Origin of the sequence: Streptomyces caeruleatus, assembly GCF_001514235.1 — a bacterium.
GTDB lineage: Bacteria > Actinomycetota > Actinomycetes > Streptomycetales > Streptomycetaceae > Streptomyces > Streptomyces caeruleatus.
In genome coordinates this window covers 1-22,051 of the sequence record NZ_KQ948955.1, presented here as the reverse complement: position 1 = coordinate 22,051, position 22,051 = coordinate 1, and the positions used below count along the sequence as shown (strand labels likewise).

The window sequence follows — 22,051 nt, the reverse complement described above, 5'->3', positions numbered from 1 at the left end:
GGTGCTGTTCGCCGACGAGCCGACCGGCGCGCTCGACTCCCTCAACGGCGAGCGCGTGATGGAGCTGCTGACGGACGCCGCCCGGTCGACCAACGCCGCCGTCGTCCTCGTCACCCACGAGGCGCGGGTGGCCGCCTACTCCGACCGCGAGATCGTCGTACGCGACGGAAAGTCCCGCGACATGGAGCGTGCCGTATGAGTCCGCGTCAGTGGGCCACAGATCTGGCCATGGGCGCCCGCTTCGCCGTCAGCGGCGGGCGCGAGGGCTGGGTCCGGATGACACTCACCGCCGTCGGCGTCGGCCTGGGCGTGGCCCTGCTCCTGCTGTGCACCGCCCTGCCCAACGTGTTCGCCGCCCGCGCCGAGGTGGAGGACGCCCGCTTCGACTACACGTACTCCGAGAAGACCCCGCCGAAGGCGGACAACACCTTCCTGATCGCCGACACCGACACCACCTGGCACGACGACGACATCCGTGGGCGGCTCGTCGAGCCCGAGGGCGAGCGGGCGCCGCTGCCCCTGGGGGTCGACAGCTTCCCGGGCAAGGGCGAGATGGTGGTCTCCCCGGCGCTGGGGGACCTGCTCGCCTCGGACGGCGCCGGGCTGCTGCGCGAGCGGCTGCCCTACCGGATCACCGGCACGATCGGTGAGAGCGGACTCATCGGCTCCCACGAACTGGCCTACTACGCGGGCGCCTCGGGGCTGGAACTCACGGACGTCTCCCCGGTGCACCGGCTGACCGAGTACGGCAAGCCGGACGCGGAACCCGAGAGGACCGACCCGGTTCTGCTGCTCATGGTCCTGGTCGTGTTCGTCGTGCTGCTCACCCCGGTCGCCGTGTTCATCGCCGCCGCCGTCCGCTTCGGCGGCGAGCGCCGCGACCGCCGGCTGGCCGCGCTGCGCCTGGTCGGTTCGGACAGCCACATGACCCGGCGGATCGCGGCGGGCGAGGCACTCGCCGGAGCCCTGCTCGGCCTGGTCGTCGGCACCGGCTTCTTCCTCCTGGGTCGTCAGACGCTGGGCTCCACCGAGGTGCTGGGCGTCAGCGTCTGGCCCAGCTACCTCGATCCCTCGCCCGCGCTCGCCGCGCTGGTCGCGGTGGCGGTCCCGGTCGCCGCCGTACTCGTCACGCTGCTCGCGATGCGCGGCGTGGTGGTGGAACCGCTCGGTGTCGTGCGCGCGGCCAGGCAGCGCCGCCGTCGGCTGTGGTGGCGGCTGCTGCCGCCGCTGGCCGGCCTCGCGATGCTCTACCCGATGATCGGCAAGGGCCGTAAGAACGGCGAGTTCAACCAGTACCTCGTCATCGGCGGCGTGCTGATGCTGCTGATCGGCATCACCGCGCTGCTCCCCTGGGTCGTGGAGGCGGTCGTCGTCCGCCTCGGCAAGGGTGGGCTGTCCTGGCAGCTCGCGGTACGGCGGCTGCAGCTGAGCAGCGGAACCGCCGCACGCATGGTCAACGGCATCGCCGTCGCCGTGGCCGGAGCCATCGCCCTGCAGATGCTGTTCACGGGAACGCAGAGCCAGTACACCAAGGCCACCGGTGAGGACCCCGGCCGGGTCCAGATGCAGGTCGACTTCAGCGACCGCAAGCCGCTGTCCGGTGTCGAGCGCGAATTCGCCGGCACCAAGGGGGTACGGGCCGCCGTGTCCCTGGCCAACTTGCAGTACGCGGACGCGCGTCGCGACCCGGAGGACAGCTACGGCCTGACCGTGGCCGACTGCACCGCCCTGCGCGAACTCGCCACGCTTCCCTCCTGCAAGGACGGCGACGTGTTCGTCACGCGGACGAGGAGCCACTACGAGTCCCCCGGCAACGCCGAGGAGATCGCCCTGGTGAAGCCCGGTCGGCAGCTCTACATCGACCCGACGTACACCGGCGACACCACCGAACGCGGCATCGAGGCACCCTGGACCGTTCCGGCGAACGTGCGGGTCGTGGAAGCGCGCGAGGACTCTCTGCAGGACTACAACAGTCTGCTGGTCACCCCCGCCGCCCTGCCCGCCGAGACCGCGCCCGCGTTGTTCTCGGAGGGGGTCTACCTACGTCTGGACCCGTCGGTGCCCGACTCACGGGAATACGCGCGCAACGTCCTCGCCCGGATCGACCCCCTGGCGCGCGCCTACAGCTGGTCGGCGACCCAGGAGAACGAGAAGTACGCCTCCATCCGCACCGGCCTGTACGTCGGTTCCGCCTTCGTGCTGGCGCTGATCGGCGCGAGTCTGCTGGTCTCCCAGCTGGAGCAGTTGCGCGAGCGCAGGAAGCTGCTCTCCGCGCTGGTCGCCTTCGGCACCCGGCGCCGCACGCTGAGCCTGTCGGTGCTGTGGCAGACGGCCCTCCCGGTCGGACTCGGCCTCGTACTGGCCACGACGGTGGGCGTCACCCTCGGCTCGGTGCTGCTGAAGATGACCCGTACGCCGGTGGCCATGGACTGGGCGAGCGTCCTGACCATGACCGGTGTGGGCGCTGCCGTGGTCGGCGTGGTCACGCTGCTCAGCCTGCCGCCGCTGCTGCGGATGATGCGCCCGGAGGGTCTGCGCACCGAATAGCCCCGCACACATCCAGGCAGGGTCACGGACAGTCATGGCGTTTCTGGAACGCCTCGGTCATCTGCGCGCCGATCTCCGGGGTCAGCCGCCCCGTCAGCTCGAACCCGAGTTGATGGGCGACGTCACGGCCGTGCATGTCGACCGAGGCCTCCACGAGGTCCGCGTACACACCGACCGAGCGGCGGATCCGGCGCGGCGACACCGACAGCAGCCAGAGCCCCGGCACGAGCGCGGGCCACCAGTACGCGCCGACGGCCAGACAGGCCATGCCCCACACCGGCGTGCGGGCGGCCGAGGCGCACCGCTCCTGGACCGTCGTCAGCTCCGCCCGTGCCGCGTCCGGCAGTACCAGCCACAGCCGGGGCCACGTGGTGGTCAGGTCGAGGCCGGTGCCGCGGCGGACGCGGTCGGCGACGGCACGCAGCTGGTCGCCCGCCCACGTCGGGCCGTTCGGCTCGGTTTCGCAGATCGCGTCGCGGCGCAGCACGGCGCGCCGCGCCGTGGCCCTGGCCCGGCGGTCGTCCGGGGCGGCCAGCACCGCCCTGATCGCGGTGTCCGCTCGCGCCGCCGCCCGGTGCCAGCGGCGGTGGCGCAGCGCGGTGAACGGCCGGCCGATGCCCGTTCCCGTCGCTCCCCAGGAGCCGGTCACGACGTCGCCCAGCGCCGTCACCGCGAGCCCCACTGCGGCGGTCGCGGCGAGGAAGCCCGTCGCGGTCCACACCAGGGCCGGCCCGGTGGACACCGCCGTCACCCGGCTCCGCAGCAGTGCGAAATCGAGTGCGTGCGCGGGGCCGAGCACGACCGCCGCCGCCGCGAGGGCAACGAACACCGCGGCGGGCAGCGCGAGTACGGCGGCCCAGCGACCAGCCAGGTTCCTGCCGAGCTCCGTGAGGAAGGCGTTCACAGTTCGAGCCGGATCGCGCGGAACGGCTGTCCGGTGAGACGGCACGACAGCTGCTCGCGGGTCGTCTCGCGCGGGCACGCGCCGGTCGGGCACTGCCATGCCGTGGCGACCACGGCCCGTGGTCCCGGCCACGGCGCGTAGTCGCGGTTCGGCCGCGTCAGGCTGTCGATGCCGTGTGCGGCGAAGGCGCTGTCGAGCAGATCGAGGTCGGCTTCCGGCACCTCGCCCAGAGAGGCCGCCGCGACGACCCTGGCCAGCACGTCCGCGACGCCGTACCGCGCTGCGCGTTCCGCCAGTGCCTCTCCCGCCTGCTTGCAGAGGGCTCCGACACGCGGGCCAGTCGCTGGTGCCATGCCGACTCCCCACCCCCTTCGCCACAGATCCCGGCCACGCTACCGTGGAGACAACGGATCGGGGGACCGCGTGTACGACGATGTCCGGTTGGTAGTCGAGAACTTCGGGTCCTCCGCTGACGTCGGCGCACTGCTCGCCGCCGCCCTCCCCCCTCCGGCCCACTGCCCGCCGTACCTGCTGCCCCACCTCGCACAGGCCCACTGGCTCCGCTACCGCGCGCAGAGCGGGTTCGACGGCCTGATCGACCGGGAGTTCTGGGCGTCCCTCGCGGGCGCGGACGCCGATCCCGCGGTCGCCGCCGTCACCGCCGCCGAGGAGTACCGGGAGTTGACGGAGGCACGGGCGGACTTCGTCGCATGCCAGGACCCCGAGTCGCTCGTCGACTTCGTGAACGCCTACACCGCGTTGATGGACGCCGTGGACGACGAGCGGATGAAGGCCGCGCTCACCGTCGACCAGTGCGCCCTGCTGCTCATGCTCGACGAGTACGACGGCACGAACACCTACGCCGAGAAGGTCCTCAACGCGCTGGGCTGGGTGCTGGACCGCACACCCCGCGACGACCCGCAACGCGCCCGCCGGCTGGTCGATCGCGCCCGCGCGCAGGCGAACGCGGGCAGGCGACGAGGGCAGGTGCTCGCCGACTACCGGGCCGCCGCCCAACTGGCGCTGCGCGAACGCCCGGTGTGGCGCGACGTCGTGATCGAGTTCGCGCAGTACCAGTCCGACCTCTACTCGAGCGGCGCCGCGCCGATCTATCTGGCCGGCGCGTTCGTCACCTGCCGCGACCTGGCCGACGCGCTGGAGCGGGACTTCGGCAACACGATGACCCTGTCCGCGCTCGCCGAGCTCGAACAGGAGGTCAGCCGTGAGATCGGGCCGGACGTGGCGCGGTTCCTGCGGACCTGCCACCGTGATCCCGGCGCCCTGCGGGCGCAGCACGACAAGGTCACGGCCCTGCTGCGGCGGAACATCGTGCCCGGCGTACTGGTGGAACGGCGGGACCAGGCGTGGTTGCTCGCCATCGGGCTGCCGCTCGACCACGAGGACAGGCCGGCCGCGCTGCTGGACCTCTATCACCGGCACCTCGACCTCTGGGAGCTCGGCGGGGACACCGCGGCGATCGGGCTCGCCTACGACACGGTCTTCGAAGCGATGCTCACCACGTCACCGGACGACGCTCGCAGAGCCGAGCTGTTGAAGGCGCTCGCCCATGCCGCGGCGACCATCTCCGTCCAGACCGGCTCCCCCGAGGACGCGACCGTCGCGGTCGCCGCGGCACGCGCCCTGCTGGAGATGCCTGCCCGCGACGAGGAGCAGCGAGCACTGTGGCTCTCCACCCTGGCGTCCGCGCTGGTCGAGCAGTTCGAACGCGGTGCCAATCCGGCGGCCGGCCGGGAGGCCGTCACGGTCGCGGAGGAGGCCGTCGCGCTGACCGCGCCCGACGACGAGAACCTGCCGCTGCGCTGGTCGACCTTGTCCGTGGCGGCGCAGGCGGTGGCCGCGGCCGGGGACCACGACCTGTTCGCCAAGGCCGTCGAGGCGGGCGCCCAGGCGGTGGCCACCATCCCCGCGGACGACGTGCGCCGGATCGGGATGCTCTACAACTACGCCTCCGCCGTGCAGTACCAGGCGGTCTCCACCGGTGTGACGGACGCCGAGCCGTTCCACGAGGCCGAAGGCGCCTACCGCGCCGCGCTCGCGCTGCTGGCTCCCGACCACCCCGACATCCCGCGTATCGAAAGCACGATCGCCGACGTGCTCTACCACCGGTACTACCAGTGCGGCGATCTCGACGCACTGGACGACTCGCTCGACCTCGCGGTGAAGGCCGTGCGTGAGACGCCGCTGGACCATCACTGGTGGCCGCTGCGGGCGTTCGCACTCGCGCGCTCGGCCCGCGCGCTGGCGACGTTCGGCGGACCGCGCGCCGACGAACTGCGCGAACAGGCGATCACCTCTTACCGGGCCGTCGCCACGCACCCGGCCGCCACCGCCCAGTACCGGATGCTGTGCGAACGGGGACAGGCCGAGATGCTCGCCGAGGCGGATCCGGCGACGGTGCTGGACGCGCTGGAACGCGTGATCGCCGCCATTCCCGCGACGGTCAGCCGGGCGCTGCCGCGCACCCAGCGGCTGCGGGCCGTACGGCAGTTGGACGGGCTGGCCGACCAGGTGGTGGACGCCGGGCTGCGGTCGGGCGAGCCGGACCGGGCGCTGGAGCTGCTCGAACAGTGCCGGGCCGTGCTGTTCGGCGACGCGTGGGGAATCCGCCGCGGCTGGGCGAAGCTGGTCGAGATCCGGCCGGAGCTCGCCGAGAAGCTCAGCCAGGTGGAGAAGGATCTCGCCGACGCCGACTTCTACTCCGATCTGACGTTCACGATCGAGGTGGAGTTCCGCGGCCGGACCTCCACCAGGGACTGGGATCCCCGACCGAAGGCCGTGGAACGGATCAGGCGGCTCGCGCAGCGGCGGGACAGCCTGATCGAGACCGCGCGGGCGGTTCGCGGGTTCGAGAACCTGCTGATGCCGCCGGACATCGAGGTGTTGCGCGAGCGCCTGACCGGGCACACCGCGGTGATCGTCAGCGCGGCGGGCACGGCCTTTGTCGTTCCCGGCGACTACTTGGAGCCCGTGGAGGCCGTGCCGCTGCGGCAGTTGACCGAGTCCACGGCCCGTGCCCAGGTCCGGAGACTGCGGGCGGCCATCGCTGACGTGAAGAACCCCGAGTGCTCGTTCGACCGGCGCGAGCAGGCCCAGCTCGATGTGCACGCGGTGCTGGAGTGGCTGTGGGACAGCGCGGCCGGGCCGATACTGGACCGGGTCGGGGACCAGCGGCTGTGGTGGTGCCCGATCGGCGTCGTGGCGGGGCTGCCGCTGCACGCGGCGGGCAGGCACCGCGACCGCGCCGGGCGGACCGTGTTCGACCGTGTCGTCTCCTCGTACACGCCGTCGCTCACCGCGCTGGCCGACACCGTCACCATGCCCACCCCGAGCCACGTACGCCCCACCGCGCTCGCCGTCGGTGTGGGCGGGAGGGCAGGCGTGCCCCTGCTGACGGGCGCACGCCAGGAGGCCGAGGCGGTGGCCGCCCTGTTACCCGGCTCCACCGTGCTCCTCGACGCCGATGCCTCCGCGGACGCCATCAAGGAAGGCCTGAAGAGCCATGCGGTCGCCCACTTCGCCTGCCACGGCCGTGCGGTCAGCTCAGCCGAGCACCCCGACCTCGGCGGGCTGATGCTCAACGACGGGATGTTCGTGCCGTCCTTGGTGCGGGACCTGCGCACCACACAGGCGCAGCTGGCGTTCCTGTCCGCGTGCGACACCGCCAGTCCCGACCCCGCGCTGCTGGACGAGCCGCTGAGCCTGGCGTCGGCGTTCCACCTGGCGGGCTTCCGCGGCGTCATCGGCACGCAGTGGCACACCGCGGACAGCACCGAGACCGCCGTGGCGGTGTACGCGGCGCTCACCGCGCACGGCACCCGGCCCGCCGACACCGCTCAGGCGGCCGCCACGCTCACCGAGACGCTGCGCCGCGTGCGGGACACGCATCCGGCGGTGCCGACGCGGTGGGCCGCGCACGTGCATGTCGGCGGCTGATATCGGCGACTGATAGCGGGGATCGGCGGGCGCACAGGGCGGCTCGGGTGCGCTCAGCCCTGCTGTCCCGTCGCCGTCGGGGCGGGGCGGTTGTTCGCGGCCCGGGTGCCGGCCGGCACGCACTGTGCCGCCAGGTCCCTGGAGGCGATGCGGTCCATGTGGCGTGCGAACACGGCCTGGGCGTCGGGGTCCATGCGGGCCAGGGCGACCATGCCGGTGACGATGACGTCGCAGATCTCGGCCTTGACGTCGTCCCAGGTGTGCGAGTGCCCCTTGCGGGGGTTCTGCCCCATGGCTCCGATCACCGCCTCGGCGACCTCGCCCGCCTCCTCCTGGATCTTGAGGAGCTGGAGCAGGACGCGTTGCTCGTGGGGGAGGTCCGAGTGCTCTTCCAGCAGGTCGGCCAGGCGGGCGATCGTCTTCCAGGTGTCAGTCATGTGTGGCTCGCTTCCGTGCGGCGGGGGTCGACTCTGTTCCGGTGGGCGATGCACGGCATAACGATCGAGCGTCCTACGTCTCGCCCAGCAGTACGCGGACCGAGTCCCACGCCGTCGCCGCGACCCGCCGTAGGGCCTCGGTGGTCGCGCCGTCGCGGGCGCGGTGGGACATGCCCTGGACGATGACGCCGACGAACTCGGCGACCGCTCGGGGGCCGGTGGTGGGTGGGAGGGCGCCGGCGTCGATGTCGGCTCTGATGTGGGACTCCAGGCGGTCGATGTTGGCGTTGCGGATGTCGCGGAGGCGGTCGGCGACCTGCTGGCCCGCTTCGGAGACGCGGCTGGCGGAGCCGATGACCAGGCAGCCGCCGGGGCCGTCGGTGTGGGTGTAGGTCTCGGCCGCCTCGTACAGCAGCCGCCGGATCAGGGCGGGCGCGCTGTCCTCCTCGTCGAAGGCGCGCTGCATGAAGCTGCCCCGGCCGTTGTTGTAGTACTCGACGGCGGCGAGGAAGAGGCCCTCCTTGCTGCCGAAGGCGGCGTAGAGGCTGGGGGCGTTGATCCCCATCTCGCGGGTGAGGGTGGCCACCGAGGTGCCGTCGTAGCCGTGCCGCCAGAAGGCGAACATGGCCTTCTCCAGGCTGTTTTCCAGATCGAACTTACGGCCCTGGCCGCGTACGCCTGCCATCGGGTGCTCCCACGTCGTCGTCGGTGAGCGTGCTCATGTCGGGGGCGCGGGCCGGGACGCGGCTTCACACCGGTGTGATCCATTATTCATGTAGCGATCGATAAACGAATGATAGTGTCGCCGGGCCGGTGAGAGGAACCGGTACGCCGAACGGGCGTGGTTCCTCGCCGCACCTTCATGCGCTCACGCGGCGTGGCGACAGAGCGGTCGCCGGCCGCGACGCATCAAGCCTGTCCACAGGGGGACTTCACGTGCACAACAGTGCCGCTTTCATAGATGGCTTAACCCGCAGTCACTCCGCCTCCCCGTCCTGGACCGTGGAGGCCATCAAACAGGTCCGGTACCACGTCGTCGAGGCGTCCGGCCTGTTCGAACCCGGCAGCACCCTGCTGCTCTCGGGCTGCGAGGACGCCCCGCTGCGACCCGGCGACCGGCGTCTCGTCGTGATCGACTCCACCGTGGACGAACTCCACGGTGAACGCATCACCCGCTATTTCGACCACCACGGCATCACGGTCACCCTCCTGCCCCTGCGCGCCGACGAAAGCGTCAAGCGGTGGAGCCTGGTCACGGACGTGGTCGACGCCATGAACGACTTCGGCATCGACCGAAGGCGCGAACCGGTGATCGCGATCGGCGGCGGCGTCCTCCTCGACGTCGTCGGACTCGCCGCCAGCCTGTACCGGCGCGGCACTCCCTACCTACGCATCCCCACCACGCTGGTCGGCCTGGTCGACGCCGGCGTGGGTGTGAAGACCGGGTCAACTACGGGCAGGGCAAGAACCGGCTCGGCACCTACGCGCCGGCCGTGGCCACCTTCGTGGACCGCTCCTTCCTCGGCACCCTCGACGCACGTCACCTCTCCAACGGCCTCGCCGAGATCCTGAAGATGGCGCTGATCAAGTCGGCGGAACTCTTCGGCCTTCTCGAGGACTTCGGGCCGCTGCTGATCGAGGACCGCTTCCAGGGCAGCACCCCCGCGCTGGAGACGGCGGCCCGCCGGATCGTCTCCGAGGCCATCCACCTGATGCTGGAGGAGCTCCAGCCCAACCTGTGGGAACAGTGCCTGGAACGGTGCGTCGACTACGGGCACACCTTCAGCCCCACCATCGAGATGGAGGCGCTGCCGGAGCTGCTGCACGGCGAGGCCGTCGCCGTCGACATGGCGCTCACCACCGTGATGGGACGGATCCGCGGCGACGTCACCGAGCATCAGGCCCAGCACGTCCTGGCCCTGATGGACCGGCTGCGGCTGCCGCTGTGGACCGACGTCCTGGCCCGCCCCGGCATCCTGGACGGCGCCCTCGCCGACACGGTGCGCCACCGCGACGGACAGCAGCGGCTGCCCCTGCCGGTCGGCATCGGACACCACCGCTTCGTCAACGACGTCACCCCCGAGGAACTGAACGCCGCGCTCGGCGAACTCGACGCCGCGCGACGGCGCACCGGGCAGGACATCGGACCGGTCGCCGGACTCGTCGGGGCCGGTGAGGCAGCGTGAAGTGGGACAGCCTCTACATCGAGGGCTTCGGCTCCTATCTGCCCGAAGAGCGTGAGTTCGCCGCCGAGATGGTGGCGAGCGGACGGTACAGCAAGGTCGAGCACCGCAAGACCGGCCAGGTGTCGGCCGTCGTGGCCCGGCCCGAACGCGGCGAGACCGCACCCGAGATGGCCGTCGCCGCCGGACGCTCCGCGCTCACGGACGCCGGCACCGACCCCGCCGACATCGATGTCCTCGTCCACGCCGTGGTACTGCACAACGGCCTGGAGGGCTGGAACTGCGGCGCCTACCTCCAGAGCGAGCTGGGCATAGAGGAGTGCGTACCGATCGAGATACGCACCGCCTGCGCGGGCGCCGTCGTCGGTATGGAACTCGTCGGCCGCTGGTGCGCGGGCTCCGGCAAGGGCATGGTCACCGCCTCCGACGCCTGGCAGCTGCCGCTCTTCGACCGCTGGTCCTCCGACAGCGGACTCGTCTACGGCGACGGCGCGGGTGCCCTGGTCCTCGGCCACGACGGCGGCCCCTTCCGGGTCCTGTCGACCTCCGTGGTCAGCGACCCGCTGCTGGAGCGGATGCACCGCGGCAACGACTCGATGGCGATGCCGTACTACGGCTCCGGCGCCCCCATCGACCTGCGCCAGCGGGTCGCCGCGTTCGCCGAGGCCCGCAGCACCGAGGAGTTCTGGACCCGGAACACCGCCGCACTGTCGCGCTGCGCCGAGACCGCGCTCGCCGACGCCGGCACCGCGCACGCCGACATCGCCCACTGGCTGGTGCCGAACTTCGGCAAGGTCCTGCTGCGCAAGCAGTGCTTCGGCCCGCTGAAGATCGACGCCGGCCAGACGCTCGCCGCACGCGGCTGGGAGATCGGGCACACCGGCGCCGCCGACCCGGTCGTAGGCCTCGACCTGCTGCGCCGCTCCGGCACCCTCACCCCGGGCGACCGGCTGCTGCTCACCGGCATAGGCGTCGGATTCACCTGGGGCTGCGCGGTCCTGGAGTACACCGGCGCGCCCGCGCCCACCACCGACACGAACAAGACGAACGAGACGAAGGAGGGCGTCCGTTGACCGCCACCACCGGGACCGAGACCGCGACACCCGCACGGGAGGCGGGCGCGAACGCCGCCGTGTTCTGGATGCTGCTCGCCGTCTTCGGCGTCGGCACCGTCGAGTACCTCGTGGCCGGCGTCCTGCCCGACATCGCCGGCGACGTCAAGGTGTCCGACGCCACCGCCGGCCTCCTGGTGACCGTCTACGCGGTCACCGTGATGATCGGCGGCCCGCTGCTCACCATCGTCACCACCCGGGTGCCGCGCACTGCCCTGATCATCGGCTCCATGGCGGTCTTCGTCATCGGCACCCTCGGCACGGCGCTCGCGAACAGCTTCGCGCTGCTGGTCGTCTTCCGGATCGTCACCGCGCTGCCGCACGCCACCTTCTTCGCCCTCTGCCTGGTCCTCGCCACCTCGCTGGTGCCGCCGGAGTTCCAGGGCCGGGTGATCGCCCGGGTCTCGCTCGGCCTGAACCTGGCCACCGTGCTCGGCGTGCCGCTCGGCACCCTGATCGGCGGCGAGTTCGGCTGGCGTACCTCCTTCGTGGTCGTCGCCGTCTTCCAGACCCTGGTCACCGTCGGGCTCGTGGCCGTCACCCGGCGCGCCCCGGCCCGCCCGGCCGGGTCGATCTCCGCCGAACTCACCGTCTTCACCCGCCCGGCCGTGTGGGCGGCCCTCACCCTGACCGCGCTCAGCCAGGCCGCCCTGTTCGTCGTCTTCACCTACATCGCGCCCTACCTCCGCGACCACACCGGCTTCTCGGCCGGCCATGTCACCCTGCTCCTCTTCGTCTTCGGCATCGGCTCGGTCGTCGGCAACCAGCTCGGCGGACACTTCGCCGACCGCTCCATCGACCGCACCCTGCTCGTCGCGCTCGGCGCGCTCACCGTCGCGCTCGGCCTGCTCGCGGTCTTCGGCTCCAGCACCTGGTTCACCGCGCCCTGGCTCTTCGTCCTCGGCGCAGCGGGCTTCTCGATCATCCCGCCGCTGGCCTCCAAGCTGATCTCCGCGGCGAGCGAGGCCCCCAACCTCGCGGCCACGGTCAACATCGCGGGCTTCCAGCTCGCCAACGCCGCCGGCGCCTGGATCGGCTCGGCCACCCTCTCCCTCGGCGCGTCGCTGGGCACCCTCCCCGCGGTCGGCGCCGGCCTCGCCCTGGCAGCCGTCCTGGCCCTCGCCGTGGGCACCCGCCGGACCCGTGACCGCCAGGCGGGTGAGGGCAGTTGATGCGGGCCGCCGTCATAGACAAACCGCACACCGCGACCCTGGTGGAGACCGCCCGACCGGTCGCCGGGCCCGGTGAGGTGCTGGTCAGGATCGCCTACGTCGGCCTGTGCGGCAGCGACCTGGAGCTCCTGCACGGCACCTCCGCCTACCTCGCCGACGGACGGGCCGTCTTCCCGCACCGGTTCGGCCACGAATGGGCCGGCACCGTCGAGGAGTACGGCCCCGGCGTCACCGGACTGCGCCACGGCGAGGTGGTCACCGGCTCCACCATGATCCCCTGCCAGTCCTGCCGTTCCTGCGCCTCAGGCCACCGCAACCTCTGCACCGAACTGCGCGAGGTCGGCCTGTACGGCTGGGCCGGCGCCGCCGCCGAGTACCTGGTGATGCCCCGTCACGCCGTGGTCCCCTTCGGCCCCGGTACCGAGCGGCCGCGCCCCGCACACGTCCTGGTGGAACCCCTGGTCACCGTCCTGGAGGCGGTCCGCGCGGCCGCCCCCGGGCCCGGTGACCAGGTCCTGGTCGTCGGCGCGGGCACCATGGGCAGCCTCGCCGCCGCCGTGCTCGCCCGCTACCCGGTGACCGTCGACATCGCCGAACCCGGCAGCGTCGGTCACCTCCCGCCCGGCAGCTACCGCGACCGGGTCACCAGCACCTCGGACGCCGCCACCGGCTACGACATCGTCCTGGAGTGCTCCGGCGCCCCCGGCACGCTCAACGCCGCGCTGGACCGGCTGCGCCCCGGAGGCCTGTGCCTCCTGGTCGGCGTCCCCGCCGGCACCGAGACCGTCGACCCCGGCCGGATCGCCCTGGCCGGCATCCGTATCGCCGGAGTCCGGCACGGCGTCGACCACTACGCCCGCGCCGTCGCCCTCGTCGACGAACTCGCCGCCGGCCTCGTCGACCAGGTGATACCGCTCGACGAGGTGGCCCGCGCCTTCGACGTGCTCCAGCAAGGCCGGACCAGGCCCAAGGTGGTGCTGAGCCTTGTCTGACCAGCACACCACCCTGATCACCGGGGCCAGCAGCGGCATCGGCCGGGCCACCGCCCGCGCCCTCGCCCGCCCCGGCCACCGGCTGCTGCTCGGCTACGCCACCGGAGAGGACCGGATCCGCCAGGTCGCCGGGGAACTCCAGCGCACCACCGGCGCCGAGTGCGTCCCGGTCCGGGCCGACCTGCGCGACCCCGAGGCCGCCGTCGACAGCTGCATGGCCGCCGTCGAGCGGGCCGGGCGTATCGACTGCCTGGTCAACAACGCCGGCGTCAACGACCGCAGCGCCGCCGACGCCCTCGAACTCAAGCGGGCCGACGAGGTGTTCGCGGTCAACGCCCTCGCTCCCATGGCGCTCGCCTCCGCGGTGGGCCACCACATGATCCGGGGCGGCGTCCGGGGCAGCATCGTCAACGTCACCTCCGTCCACGAGACCGTGCCCATCACCGGTGGCGCGCTCTACTGCGCCAGCAAGGCCGCCCTCGGCATGGTCACCAAGGTGCTCGCCCTGGAGTTCGGCCGGTACGGCATCCGGGTCAACTCCGTGGCGCCCGGCGAGACCGCCACCGCCATGAACGGCGTCCACGACGAGGACGCCTACCGGGAGATCTCCCGCCCCGACATCCCGCTCGGACGCCCGGCCGGCGTCGAGGAGATCGCCTCGCTGATCGCCCACCTCGCCGGGCCCGGTGCCGGCTACATCACCGGCGCCTCGGTCCTCGCCGACGGCGGACTCGCCCTGACCGCGGCGGAGGCCAACGCCCGCCACGCCTTCACCACCGTTCCCCCGAGGGAGAACCCACCCGCATGAAAGCCGTCGTCTTCCACCGCACCGGCGACCCCGACGTCCTGGCCCTCGACGAGGTGCCCGAACTGCCCGTCGGGCGGCAGGACATCCGCGTCACCGTCACCGCGGCCGCCGTCAACCCGGTCGACGTCAAGACCCGCTCCGGGTTCCTGAACCTGAACCTGACCTACCCGGCCGTCCCCGGCTGGGACGTCTCCGGCGTCGTCACCGAGACCGGCGGCGAGGTCACCCGGTTCACCGTGGGCGACCAGGTCATCGGCATGGTCGCCCAGCCGGCCCACCGCTACGGCACCTACGCCGAACAGGTCGTCGCCGACGCCCGCCTCTTCGCCCGTGCCCCGGGCACGGTGCCGCTGGAGGAGGCCGCCGCGCTTCCGCTCGGCGGGCTCACCGCCGTCCAGACCCTCGCCAAGCTCACGCTGCCGCCCGGCGCCCCGGTCCTCGTCACCGGCGCCGCCGGCGCGGTCGGCCGGATCGCCGTCCAGCTGCTGCTGGCCGACGGTCACCCCGTCGACGCCCTCGCCCGGACCGGCGACACCGACGCCCTTCTCGCCCTCGGCGTCGGCACCGTCCACACCCGGCCCGAGGACCTCCCCACCGCCACCCACACCGCCGTCGTCGACACCGCGGGCGTGGCCGCCGCGATCCGTACGGTCGCCGACGGCGGCCAGTTCGTCGCCATCGACGACAACGAACAGCCGGCGCCCGAGCGGGGCATCACCCCCCGCAAGAGCTACGTCGAGCAGGACGGCGACCAGCTCCAGACCCTGAGCGACCTGGTCACCGCCGGCCGCCTCACGGTCCCGACCGGCCGCCGCTCCCCCCTCGCCGACGCCGCCCAAGCCCACCGCGACTTCGCCGCGGGCGGCCTGCGCGGAAAGGTCCTCCTCCAGCCGTGAGGCAACCGCCCCCGCGCCCGGCTGCCGACCCGGTTCCGGTTCCGGTACCGGTACCGGTCTCCGGGCGCCCCTCGGCCCCGGCGACCGGCCGGTACCCGCTTCCGGCGACCGGTCGGTACTCGTGCCTGGCCCCTGGCCGGTCCTCGCTTCCGGCGACCGGCTGGCGCCCGCTCGCGGCGACCGGCCGGTGTGCGCTTCCGGCGACCGGTCGGTACTCGCGCCTGGCCCCTGGCCGGTCCTCGCTTCCGGCGACCGGCTGGCGCCCGCTCGCGGCGACCGGCCGGTATGCGCTTCCGGTGACCGGTCGGTACTCCTGCCCAGCCCCTGGCCGGCACCCGCGCCTGACCGGCGGCCCGGTCCAGGCCCCGGCCCCCGCCTCGCCCCCGGCCCTCACCTCCCAGACAACCCAGGTCGTCGATCCGGCCCCGCACCCCGAAGGAACCCCCGTATGAGCACGGTCCCGGATGTCTCCCTGAACCCCGTCGCGGGCACCCGCGCGCCGGCGCACCGGATCACCGTGGCGGTGCCCGACGTGGCGGAGGCCACCGCTTTTCTCGCCGAGCTGGTCGGGCCCTCCGCCGTGGACCGGGACGGTGGGGCCGGTGTCGTGTCGTTCTCGGCCGGTGTCGAGGTGCGGTTCGTTCCCGCCGTGCCGGACGCGGGCTCCGATGCCCCGCCCCGGCTGGTCGACATCGGCACCAACCACCTCTGCTTCCGCGTCGGCGACATAGAGGCGGCCGTCGCCCATCTGGAGAAGCTGCCCGGCGTCGACGTCCTCGGCGACATCATCACCATCCCCGAGGGGCCGATCCGCGGGAACCGCTGGATCTACTTCCGTGCCCCCTGGGGCACCCTCTTCGAACTCCAGCAGTGGCCCGACGTCCCCGGATACGCCGACAGCACCGAGGAGCGGCTCCACCACGGCCAGCGGCCGGCCGCCGACGCGCCGCTGCCGACGCTGCTCGGTCTCGACCACACCGGCTACAGCGTGCAGAGCCTCGACGCCACCGTCGACCACCTGGTCACCCACCACGGCGCCAGGGTCGTCCTGCGCACCGAGATCGCCGCCGACCGGGCCTTCATGCTGCGCCAGTTCGGCCTCGACGTGGAGGGGACCTCGGCGATGGCCATGGTCGTCGTCGACGACGCCCTCAACCTCGAACTCTTCGAGCACGGCATCCCCGGCCAGGAACCCCCGCGCCCCCTCGACCGCCTCGGCGGCAACCTGCTCGAACTGCACGCCGCGCCGCACCCGGTCGACACCGCCCACCACGCCCCCTTCGGACTCACCCTCCCCGGGCCGGTGACCCCGTGAAATTCGGCATCAACCTGCCCAACTTCGGCGCCCAGATGACCCCGGAGGGCATGCTCACCTGGACCCGCGAGGCCGAACGGCTGGGCTTCGACACCGTCCTGGTCTCCGACCACCTCGCCCTCACCGACGACGCCCACCGCCGCTCACCCGCCCCGTTCTACGAGAGCCTCGCCACGCTCTCCTGGCTGGCCGGGCAGACCGAGACCGTACGGCTCGGCGCGGGCGTCCTCATCGCCGCCCACCGGCATCCGATCGCGCTCGCCCGCGCCACCGCCACCATCGACCGGCTCAGCGGCGGCCGCCTCGTCGTCGGCTTCGGCGTCGGCTGGGCCCCGCGCGCCTTCGACGTCCTGGGCGTGGACTTCCGCAGGCGCGGCGCCCTGACCGACCACACCCTGGACGCCCTGGTCGAGGCCTGGACCTCCGACACCGTCACGTACCGCGGCCACCGCGTGCACACCGCGCCCCGTCCCGTACAGGACCCGCACCCGCCCCTCTGGATCGGCGGCAACGGACCGCGCGCCCTGGAACGCGTCAACCGCGTCGGCACCGCCTGGCACCCCCTGCACCCCGACCGGCAGCTGTGCGCCCGGGCCGCCGGGGTCCTCGCGGAGGGCAAGGAGTTCGCCCCGAGGATCTTCTTCCTCCCCACCAACACCCCGGTCGACCCGAACTCGCGGCCCCTCGGCTACGGCACCCCCGACCAGATCCGCGCCGACATCGCCTTCCTCCGCGACGCCGGCGCCGACCACGTGATCCTCGACACCGACCCCGGCGACCAGCGTCTGCGCAGGCACTGGAAGGAAGACCTCGAACTGATCCGGTTCGCCGCCCAGACCCTGGAGATCGGATGACCGCCCCCCACGCCGTGACGGCCCGCGCCCTGCTCTTCGACATGGACGGCACCCTCGTCGACTCCGCCGCCTCCATCGACCGCGTCTGGGGGGAGTTCGCCGCCCGCCACCGTCTCGACCCCGCCACCGTGCTCGCCGCGCTGCCCGGCCGCACCGCGCACGACATCGTCGCCGGGCTCCTCCCCGCGGCCGGCTTCACCACGGTCACCGACGAGGTCGCCTGGATCCGGTCCCGCGAGGAGGCCACCGCCGACACCGTCACCGAGATCCCGGGCGCCCACCGGCTGCTCACCGCCCTGCCCGCGCACACCTGGGCCGTCGTCACCTCGGCCTCCCGCACCATGATGGAGCGCCGCCTCACCGCAGCCGGACTGCCCCTGCCCGCCGTCGCCGTCTGCGCCGACGACGTCCAGGCCGGCAAACCCGACCCCGAGGGCTTTCGCGCCGCCGCCCGTCTCCTCGACGTCGACATCGCCGACTGCCTCCTCTTCGAGGACTCCGCCCCCGGGCTGCTCGCCGCCCACCGCTCCGGCGGCACCCCCGTCGCCGTCGCCGCCCCCGCCGCCGAACCGGCCCCGTACCGCGTCGACGACCTCACCGCCGTCACCGCCCAGGTCCACGACGGCCGTATCCGCCTGGAGATCCGGCAGCCCCTCGCCCACGCCGCACCGGCAGAGGGGATACGGCTGTGAGCACGCGGGCCCCGGCCCTGGCAGCAGACCGCGACGAGCGGGTACGTACCGACGTCGCCGTCGACCTCGGAGGAACCTGGCTGCGGATCCGCGCCGGGTCCGGCGAGACCGTACGGCTGCCCGCGCCCAGCATCCTCAACCGGCCCGGCGAGGATCCGGCGGCGCTCCTGGAGCAGCTGATCGAGACCCTCGCCGAGGCGGTGCCGGCGGGCGCGCGGGTGGCGATGTCCTGCGGTGCCGCCATGGACGAGGAGCACGGCGTGCTGCACGGCTCGGGACCGCTCTGGGGCGGTGGGCCGGACCGGCCCGTCCCGCTGCGTGCCCTGCTCACGGCCCGCCGCCCGGACGTGAGCTGGCACCTGTTCAACGACGTCACCGCCGGTCTCGCGAGCTTCGTCGAGCGGTTCGCCCGGCCCGGGCACCGCCGCGCCGTGTACGTCACGGTGAGCAGCGGCATCGCCCTGCGCACCGCCGACCTCACCGAACGCTCCGTCCCGGTCGACGCCCACGGCCTGCAGGGCGAGGTCGGCCACCTCCCGGCCGTCTCCACCGCACCCGCCGCCGTCCGCGCCCTGAGCTGCCCCTGCGGCGGCACCGGCCACGTCGCCGCCCTGGCCGCCGGACCCGCCCTGCCGCACGTCGCGGCCGCGCTCGGCGTCGAACACCCCGAGGGCATTCGCGACGCCCTTCCCGCCCGGCTGCGGTCCGGGGACCCCGCCGCCCGCCGTCTGCTCAGCACGGTCGTGGAACCCGTCGCCGAGCTCGTGCGCACCCTGCGCTGCCTCGACCCCCGTATCGACCTGATCGGCATCGGCGGCGGCTACGCGGAGGGCCTCGGCGACCCCTACCGCGCCGAACTGGTCCGCCAGGTCAGCGAGGTACGCAGCTACGCCGACCGCGACACCGGCCCCGACCGGGCCGCGCACGGTCTGCGGCTGTGCCGCCCCGGCGAGGTGGACCCGATGGCGGGCGCCGTCGCGCTCTCGCACGGAGCACTGACCGTCACCAAGCGGTGAGCCCCGCCCAGCCCCACCACCCAGGAAGGACCCCCATGCCGGCCACGGCCACCCACCTCGCGATCGTCCGCCACGGCACCACCTGCCGTATCGAAGAGGTCCCCACCCCGGACCCCGGCGACGGCGAACTCCTGCTCGCACCCGAGCAGGTGAGCCTCTGCGGGACCGACATCCAGATCCTGCGCCGCGACCGCGACGACCCCTCACCCGTCGTCGGGCACGAGGGCGCCGCCCGGGTCGTCGCCGCCGGACCCGGCACCGACGGCTTCGTGCCCGGCGACCGGGTGGTCGTCAACCCGACCCACCCCGGCGACCCGTCCTTCCTCCTCGGCCACAACGTGCCGGGCCTCTTCCAGCAGCGCGTCCTCATCGGTGCCTCGGCCGTCCGCGCCGGGCTGGTCTCCCGCCTCCCCGACGACCTCCCCGCCGCCCGAGCCACCCTCGTCGAGCCGTACGCCGTCGTCCGCTACGCCCTGTCCTGCCTGGCCACCTCGGCGCCCGACACCCTGGTCGTCCACGGCGACGGCCTCACCGGCAACCTCGCCGCGCTGCTCGCGCCCCGCTTCCTCTTCCCCACGGTCCGGGTCGTCGTGGTCCACCGCACGGAGGCCGGGCTCAAGTGGACCCAGGCCCACGTCCCGCACGCGGTGAGCGTCCTCGCCTCCGAGCCGCTCGACCGGCAGGTCACCGGCGCCGTCGCGCTCCTCGTCACCACGCATCGCGGCGGTACCGTCCCCGCCGTCGAGGCCGCCGTCACCGCCCTCGGGGAGCGTCTGGTCGCCGTCCACCCCCTCGGCGGTGTACCGCCCCTCGCCACGACCCCCCTGCTACCCGGCGTCGACCTGGACGGCGTCCGACGAGCCAACACCGGCGGCCCCTGGCCTCCGGCCACCACCACCTTCACCCGCCCCGGCCTGAGCCTCACCCTCAGCGGCAACCGAGGCGTCACCAACGCCCAGCTCCTCGCCGCCGCAGAAGCCCTGCGCGCCGACGGCAGCGCCGATCCGCTCCTCACCCACGTCATGCCCCTGGAGCCCGGCGTCCGCCACCTCAACCGGATCATCGGCGACCGCACCCGCACCGTCGACGGCGAACTCGTCCTCCGCCTGGTCATCGACCTGGGTCACTCGCACACGATCTCGTCGCGCGGCGTGTAGTGCGTGCGGAACGGCTCCCGCTTGACCTCTCGGCCGTCGGTGACGAAGACGCGTTGCACGGTGATGTCGAAGCCCTCCAGCGGAGTCTGCGGGACGCACTGTTCGTCGGAGTCCACCTTCTTCTGCGGCGGCTCGACGTTGGTGCGCGGTCCGGTGACGGAGCCGATCTCGTCGTACTTCTTGGTGCCGAGGAAGGTGATGGTCACAGAGGTGTCGGTGGACTCGGCCCGGATGTAGATCGCGTTGCCGGAGTCGTTGTTGAAGCGCAGGTCCAGGCTGCCCCAGGCGACCGTCGCCTCGCGGCCCGCCGGGTAGCGCTCGATGTAGAAGGAGTGGGCGCCGTACTCCACGGGCTTGACCCCGGCGAAGAACATCGCGTTGAACACGGTCGTGGCCACGGCGGAGACACCGCCGCCGGGTGCCTTGGTGAACTCGTCGTTGAGGATCATGATGCCGTCGACGAAGCCGTTGGCCTCGGTGCGTTCGCCCACGGTGCGGTTGAAGCTCCAGGTCTTGCCCGGCATGACGACGGAGCCGTTGATGAGCTCCACCGCCCGGCCGATGTTCCGCGTGCGGTACGGCGCCGCTTCGAAGTTGACCGTGAAGGACGACATCTTCTCCCGCAGCCCCAGCCGCTCGGCGTTGTCGTCGGTCACCTGCGGCTGGATCACCCGCGCGGCCACCTCGCCGGTGCGGGCGGTGCCCGCCTTGGTGAGCAGCGGCATGACGGCCTCGCCCAGCGCCTCGTCGGTGATCCGTACGCCGGGCCTGGCGTCGTCGGCCGCCACGACCCGGTCGCCGACCAGGCGCAACGTGGCGTTACGGGGCTCGGCGGGCAGGCCGAACAGGTTGCGGGCCACGACGGGCGAGGCGCGCAGGCCCTCGGCGTCGAGCTTCGGGATCAGCCTGCCCTTGGCGTCCGGCCGCATCGTCAGGTACTCGCCGAGGTCGTCCGGGGAGATCGTGAACCGCCGGTCGGCCGCCTCCAGCCGGATCGGACCCGACATGGCCGGTTCGGCGAAGTCGCGTACCGCCCGCCGTACCTCCGCCGAGGTGACCTCGGGTTTCGTCTCCCGGACGGGCAGGTCCGTCACGGCGCCCGCGTCGCCGCGCAGGAAGGCGTCGCGGACCGGGGCGACGGCGGCGTCCGTGTCCAGCGCGTAGCCGTCGTGCGGGGCGACCTGGCGGACCTCGCCGTCCGCGAAGCCGACGGCGCCCTCGCGGACCTTCTGGTCGAGTGACTTCGCCACCGTCTTCAGGGCGGCGTGGGCCTTGTCCTCGTCGACGCGTACGACGGGCTGGACGGGGCCGCCCGAACGGAACAGCCCGCCGATCACGGTGAACGGATCGGCGGCGTGGGTGCGCGCCGCCCGGTCGACGGTCGCGGCGAAGTCGAAGGTGATGCCGGCCCGCCGCGGATCGACCGCGCCCTCGCGGTCACCCACGGTCACCGCGAGGGCGCGCGCGCCGGCCGACCCCAGCCGCTCCTCCAGCTTCCGGACGGCCTCCGCACGGCTCAGCCCCCCGATGTCGACCCCGCGTACGGTCGTACCGGCGTCTATGTCCCCGCCCGCCAGCAGCAGCCCGGCCAGATACAGGCCGCCGACACCGACGGTCAGGGCGCCGCCGGCCAGGGCGATCGGCGGAATCGAGGCGATCCGGGATGCGGAGGGGTTTCGCGGAACGGAGGGTACGCGCAGGCGCATAGGTCTCCCAGGCGGACGATCGACAGGACAACGCGCCCGATGACGCGACGCTGTGCGCGAGGCAAGCACATCCAGCTAGCCATAATCGGGCGAAAACGCCTATGTCGTAGACCACGTCCACCGCAGATCACGCGCACGCCGCAGCGGTGCCCCTCCCGGGGGACCGGGTGGGGGCACTCCTGGCTGGCCGCCGAAGCGGCAACCGCCCGGTGGGGGCCGAGCCTCGACGCCGAGCGCGGGTCCGGCTGTGCCCACCCGTTCCGCCCGGCGGGCCGACTGCCCACAGCCTGGCGGTCTGGCTGGCCG

19 protein-coding genes and 1 pseudogene are annotated in these 22,051 nt (G+C 73.0%); 15 read left to right on the top strand and 5 right to left on the bottom strand.

Features of this window, described 5'->3' with window-relative positions; genetic code table 11:
• Both AQJ67_RS43970 and AQJ67_RS43965 read left to right on the top strand, forming a co-directional pair.
• Positions 1–199 (top strand): annotated as a pseudogene (locus AQJ67_RS43970) (ABC transporter ATP-binding protein); the annotation flags it as partial.
• Positions 196–2,547, top strand: a complete 2,352-nt coding sequence (locus tag AQJ67_RS43965) for an ABC transporter permease (protein WP_062725777.1) — start codon at positions 196–198, stop codon at positions 2,545–2,547. The pseudogene AQJ67_RS43970 and the gene AQJ67_RS43965, both read left to right, overlap by 4 nt.
• Positions 2,548–2,569: 22 nt before the next feature.
• On the opposite strand, the gene AQJ67_RS43960 is transcribed toward AQJ67_RS43965, so the two are convergent.
• Both AQJ67_RS43960 and AQJ67_RS43955 read right to left on the bottom strand, forming a co-directional pair.
• Entirely contained in the window at positions 2,570–3,451 is an 882-nt protein-coding gene (locus tag AQJ67_RS43960; RefSeq protein ID WP_062725775.1) for a hypothetical protein, read from the bottom strand.
• Entirely contained in the window at positions 3,448–3,804 is a 357-nt protein-coding gene (locus AQJ67_RS43955; RefSeq protein WP_062725773.1) for a hypothetical protein, read from the bottom strand. Before AQJ67_RS43955 ends, AQJ67_RS43960 begins: the two co-directional genes overlap by 4 nt.
• A gap of 70 nt (positions 3,805–3,874) precedes the next feature.
• Here AQJ67_RS43955 and AQJ67_RS43950 point away from each other — a divergent pair, with 70 nt between their 5' ends.
• Entirely contained in the window at positions 3,875–7,405 is a 3,531-nt protein-coding gene (locus tag AQJ67_RS43950; protein WP_062725771.1) for a CHAT domain-containing protein, read from the top strand.
• A 53-nt stretch (positions 7,406–7,458) separates the two neighbouring features.
• Here AQJ67_RS43950 and AQJ67_RS43945 read toward each other — a convergent pair whose 3' ends face one another.
• Together AQJ67_RS43945 and AQJ67_RS43940 are read right to left on the bottom strand one after the other, a co-directional pair.
• Positions 7,459–7,842 carry a MazG-like family protein gene (locus tag AQJ67_RS43945; protein WP_244190806.1) on the bottom strand — a complete coding sequence of 128 codons (384 nt, stop codon included), beginning with the start codon at positions 7,840–7,842 and terminating at the stop codon, positions 7,459–7,461.
• Positions 7,843–7,915: 73 nt separating this feature from the next.
• Positions 7,916–8,527, bottom strand: coding sequence for a TetR/AcrR family transcriptional regulator (locus AQJ67_RS43940; protein ID WP_062725769.1), 612 nt, complete (start codon positions 8,525–8,527; stop codon positions 7,916–7,918).
• 317 nt (positions 8,528–8,844) lie between these two features.
• Between AQJ67_RS43940 and AQJ67_RS50050 the strand changes: the two genes are divergently transcribed.
• From AQJ67_RS50050 to AQJ67_RS43885, 12 genes are all read left to right on the top strand, one after another.
• Positions 8,845–9,414, top strand: coding sequence for an iron-containing alcohol dehydrogenase (locus AQJ67_RS50050; protein ID WP_063807432.1), 570 nt, complete (start codon positions 8,845–8,847; stop codon positions 9,412–9,414).
• The gene (locus AQJ67_RS50045; RefSeq protein ID WP_244190805.1) at positions 9,336–10,028 is read left to right on the top strand and encodes a 3-dehydroquinate synthase family protein; all 693 of its coding nucleotides are present in this window, start codon (positions 9,336–9,338) and stop codon (positions 10,026–10,028) included. Before AQJ67_RS50050 ends, AQJ67_RS50045 begins: the two co-directional genes overlap by 79 nt.
• The gene (locus tag AQJ67_RS43930) at positions 10,025–11,098 is read left to right on the top strand and encodes a 3-oxoacyl-ACP synthase III family protein (protein ID WP_062725767.1); all 1,074 of its coding nucleotides are present in this window, start codon (positions 10,025–10,027) and stop codon (positions 11,096–11,098) included. The genes AQJ67_RS50045 and AQJ67_RS43930 overlap by 4 nt, the downstream gene beginning before the upstream one ends.
• On the top strand, positions 11,095–12,309 hold the full coding sequence (locus AQJ67_RS43925; RefSeq protein WP_062725764.1) for an MFS transporter: 1,215 nt from the start codon (positions 11,095–11,097) through the stop codon (positions 12,307–12,309). The genes AQJ67_RS43930 and AQJ67_RS43925 overlap by 4 nt, the downstream gene beginning before the upstream one ends.
• Positions 12,309–13,301, top strand: coding sequence for a zinc-dependent alcohol dehydrogenase (locus tag AQJ67_RS43920; RefSeq protein WP_062725762.1), 993 nt, complete (start codon positions 12,309–12,311; stop codon positions 13,299–13,301). Before AQJ67_RS43925 ends, AQJ67_RS43920 begins: the two co-directional genes overlap by 1 nt.
• Complete coding sequence (locus AQJ67_RS43915) at positions 13,294–14,109, top strand: SDR family oxidoreductase (protein ID WP_062725760.1); 816 nt, start codon at positions 13,294–13,296, stop codon at positions 14,107–14,109. Before AQJ67_RS43920 ends, AQJ67_RS43915 begins: the two co-directional genes overlap by 8 nt.
• The gene (locus AQJ67_RS43910; RefSeq protein WP_062725758.1) at positions 14,106–15,005 is read left to right on the top strand and encodes an NADP-dependent oxidoreductase; all 900 of its coding nucleotides are present in this window, start codon (positions 14,106–14,108) and stop codon (positions 15,003–15,005) included. The genes AQJ67_RS43915 and AQJ67_RS43910 overlap by 4 nt, the downstream gene beginning before the upstream one ends.
• A gap of 448 nt (positions 15,006–15,453) precedes the next feature.
• Positions 15,454–16,320 carry a VOC family protein gene (locus AQJ67_RS43905; protein WP_063807430.1) on the top strand — a complete coding sequence of 289 codons (867 nt, stop codon included), beginning with the start codon at positions 15,454–15,456 and terminating at the stop codon, positions 16,318–16,320.
• A complete protein-coding gene (locus tag AQJ67_RS43900; RefSeq protein WP_062725756.1) occupies positions 16,317–17,174 on the top strand; it encodes a TIGR03619 family F420-dependent LLM class oxidoreductase in 858 nt (285 codons plus the stop codon). Before AQJ67_RS43905 ends, AQJ67_RS43900 begins: the two co-directional genes overlap by 4 nt.
• Positions 17,171–17,866 (top strand): HAD-IA family hydrolase, encoded by a 696-nt coding sequence (locus AQJ67_RS43895; RefSeq protein WP_063807429.1) that lies wholly within the window; start codon positions 17,171–17,173, stop codon positions 17,864–17,866. The genes AQJ67_RS43900 and AQJ67_RS43895 overlap by 4 nt, the downstream gene beginning before the upstream one ends.
• The gene (locus AQJ67_RS43890) at positions 17,863–18,882 is read left to right on the top strand and encodes an ROK family protein (RefSeq protein ID WP_208615151.1); all 1,020 of its coding nucleotides are present in this window, start codon (positions 17,863–17,865) and stop codon (positions 18,880–18,882) included. Before AQJ67_RS43895 ends, AQJ67_RS43890 begins: the two co-directional genes overlap by 4 nt.
• Positions 18,883–18,917: 35 nt before the next feature.
• Complete coding sequence (locus AQJ67_RS43885; protein WP_062725754.1) at positions 18,918–20,039, top strand: alcohol dehydrogenase catalytic domain-containing protein; 1,122 nt, start codon at positions 18,918–18,920, stop codon at positions 20,037–20,039.
• Here the strand turns inward: AQJ67_RS43885 and AQJ67_RS43880 are convergent.
• The gene (locus tag AQJ67_RS43880) at positions 20,006–21,745 is read right to left on the bottom strand and encodes a VanW family protein (protein WP_062725752.1); all 1,740 of its coding nucleotides are present in this window, start codon (positions 21,743–21,745) and stop codon (positions 20,006–20,008) included. The genes AQJ67_RS43885 and AQJ67_RS43880 overlap by 34 nt on opposite strands.
• Between the last annotated feature and the right edge of the window lie 306 nt (positions 21,746–22,051).

Coding starts and splice junctions, on each gene's coding strand:
- AQJ67_RS43910 (WP_062725758.1), top strand. CDS start 14,106: ATGAAAGCCGTCGTCTTCCACCGCACCGGCGACCCCGACGTCCTGGCC.
- AQJ67_RS43920 (WP_062725762.1), top strand. CDS start 12,309: ATGCGGGCCGCCGTCATAGACAAACCGCACACCGCGACCCTGGTGGAG.
- AQJ67_RS43955 (WP_062725773.1), bottom strand. CDS start 3,804: ATGGCACCAGCGACTGGCCCGCGTGTCGGAGCCCTCTGCAAGCAGGCG.
- AQJ67_RS43965 (WP_062725777.1), top strand. CDS start 196: ATGAGTCCGCGTCAGTGGGCCACAGATCTGGCCATGGGCGCCCGCTTC.
- AQJ67_RS43885 (WP_062725754.1), top strand. CDS start 18,918: ATGCCGGCCACGGCCACCCACCTCGCGATCGTCCGCCACGGCACCACC.
- AQJ67_RS43940 (WP_062725769.1), bottom strand. CDS start 8,527: ATGGCAGGCGTACGCGGCCAGGGCCGTAAGTTCGATCTGGAAAACAGC.
- AQJ67_RS43905 (WP_063807430.1), top strand. CDS start 15,454: ATGAGCACGGTCCCGGATGTCTCCCTGAACCCCGTCGCGGGCACCCGC.
- AQJ67_RS43945 (WP_244190806.1), bottom strand. CDS start 7,842: ATGACTGACACCTGGAAGACGATCGCCCGCCTGGCCGACCTGCTGGAA.
- AQJ67_RS43880 (WP_062725752.1), bottom strand. CDS start 21,745: ATGCGCCTGCGCGTACCCTCCGTTCCGCGAAACCCCTCCGCATCCCGG.
- AQJ67_RS43895 (WP_063807429.1), top strand. CDS start 17,171: ATGACCGCCCCCCACGCCGTGACGGCCCGCGCCCTGCTCTTCGACATG.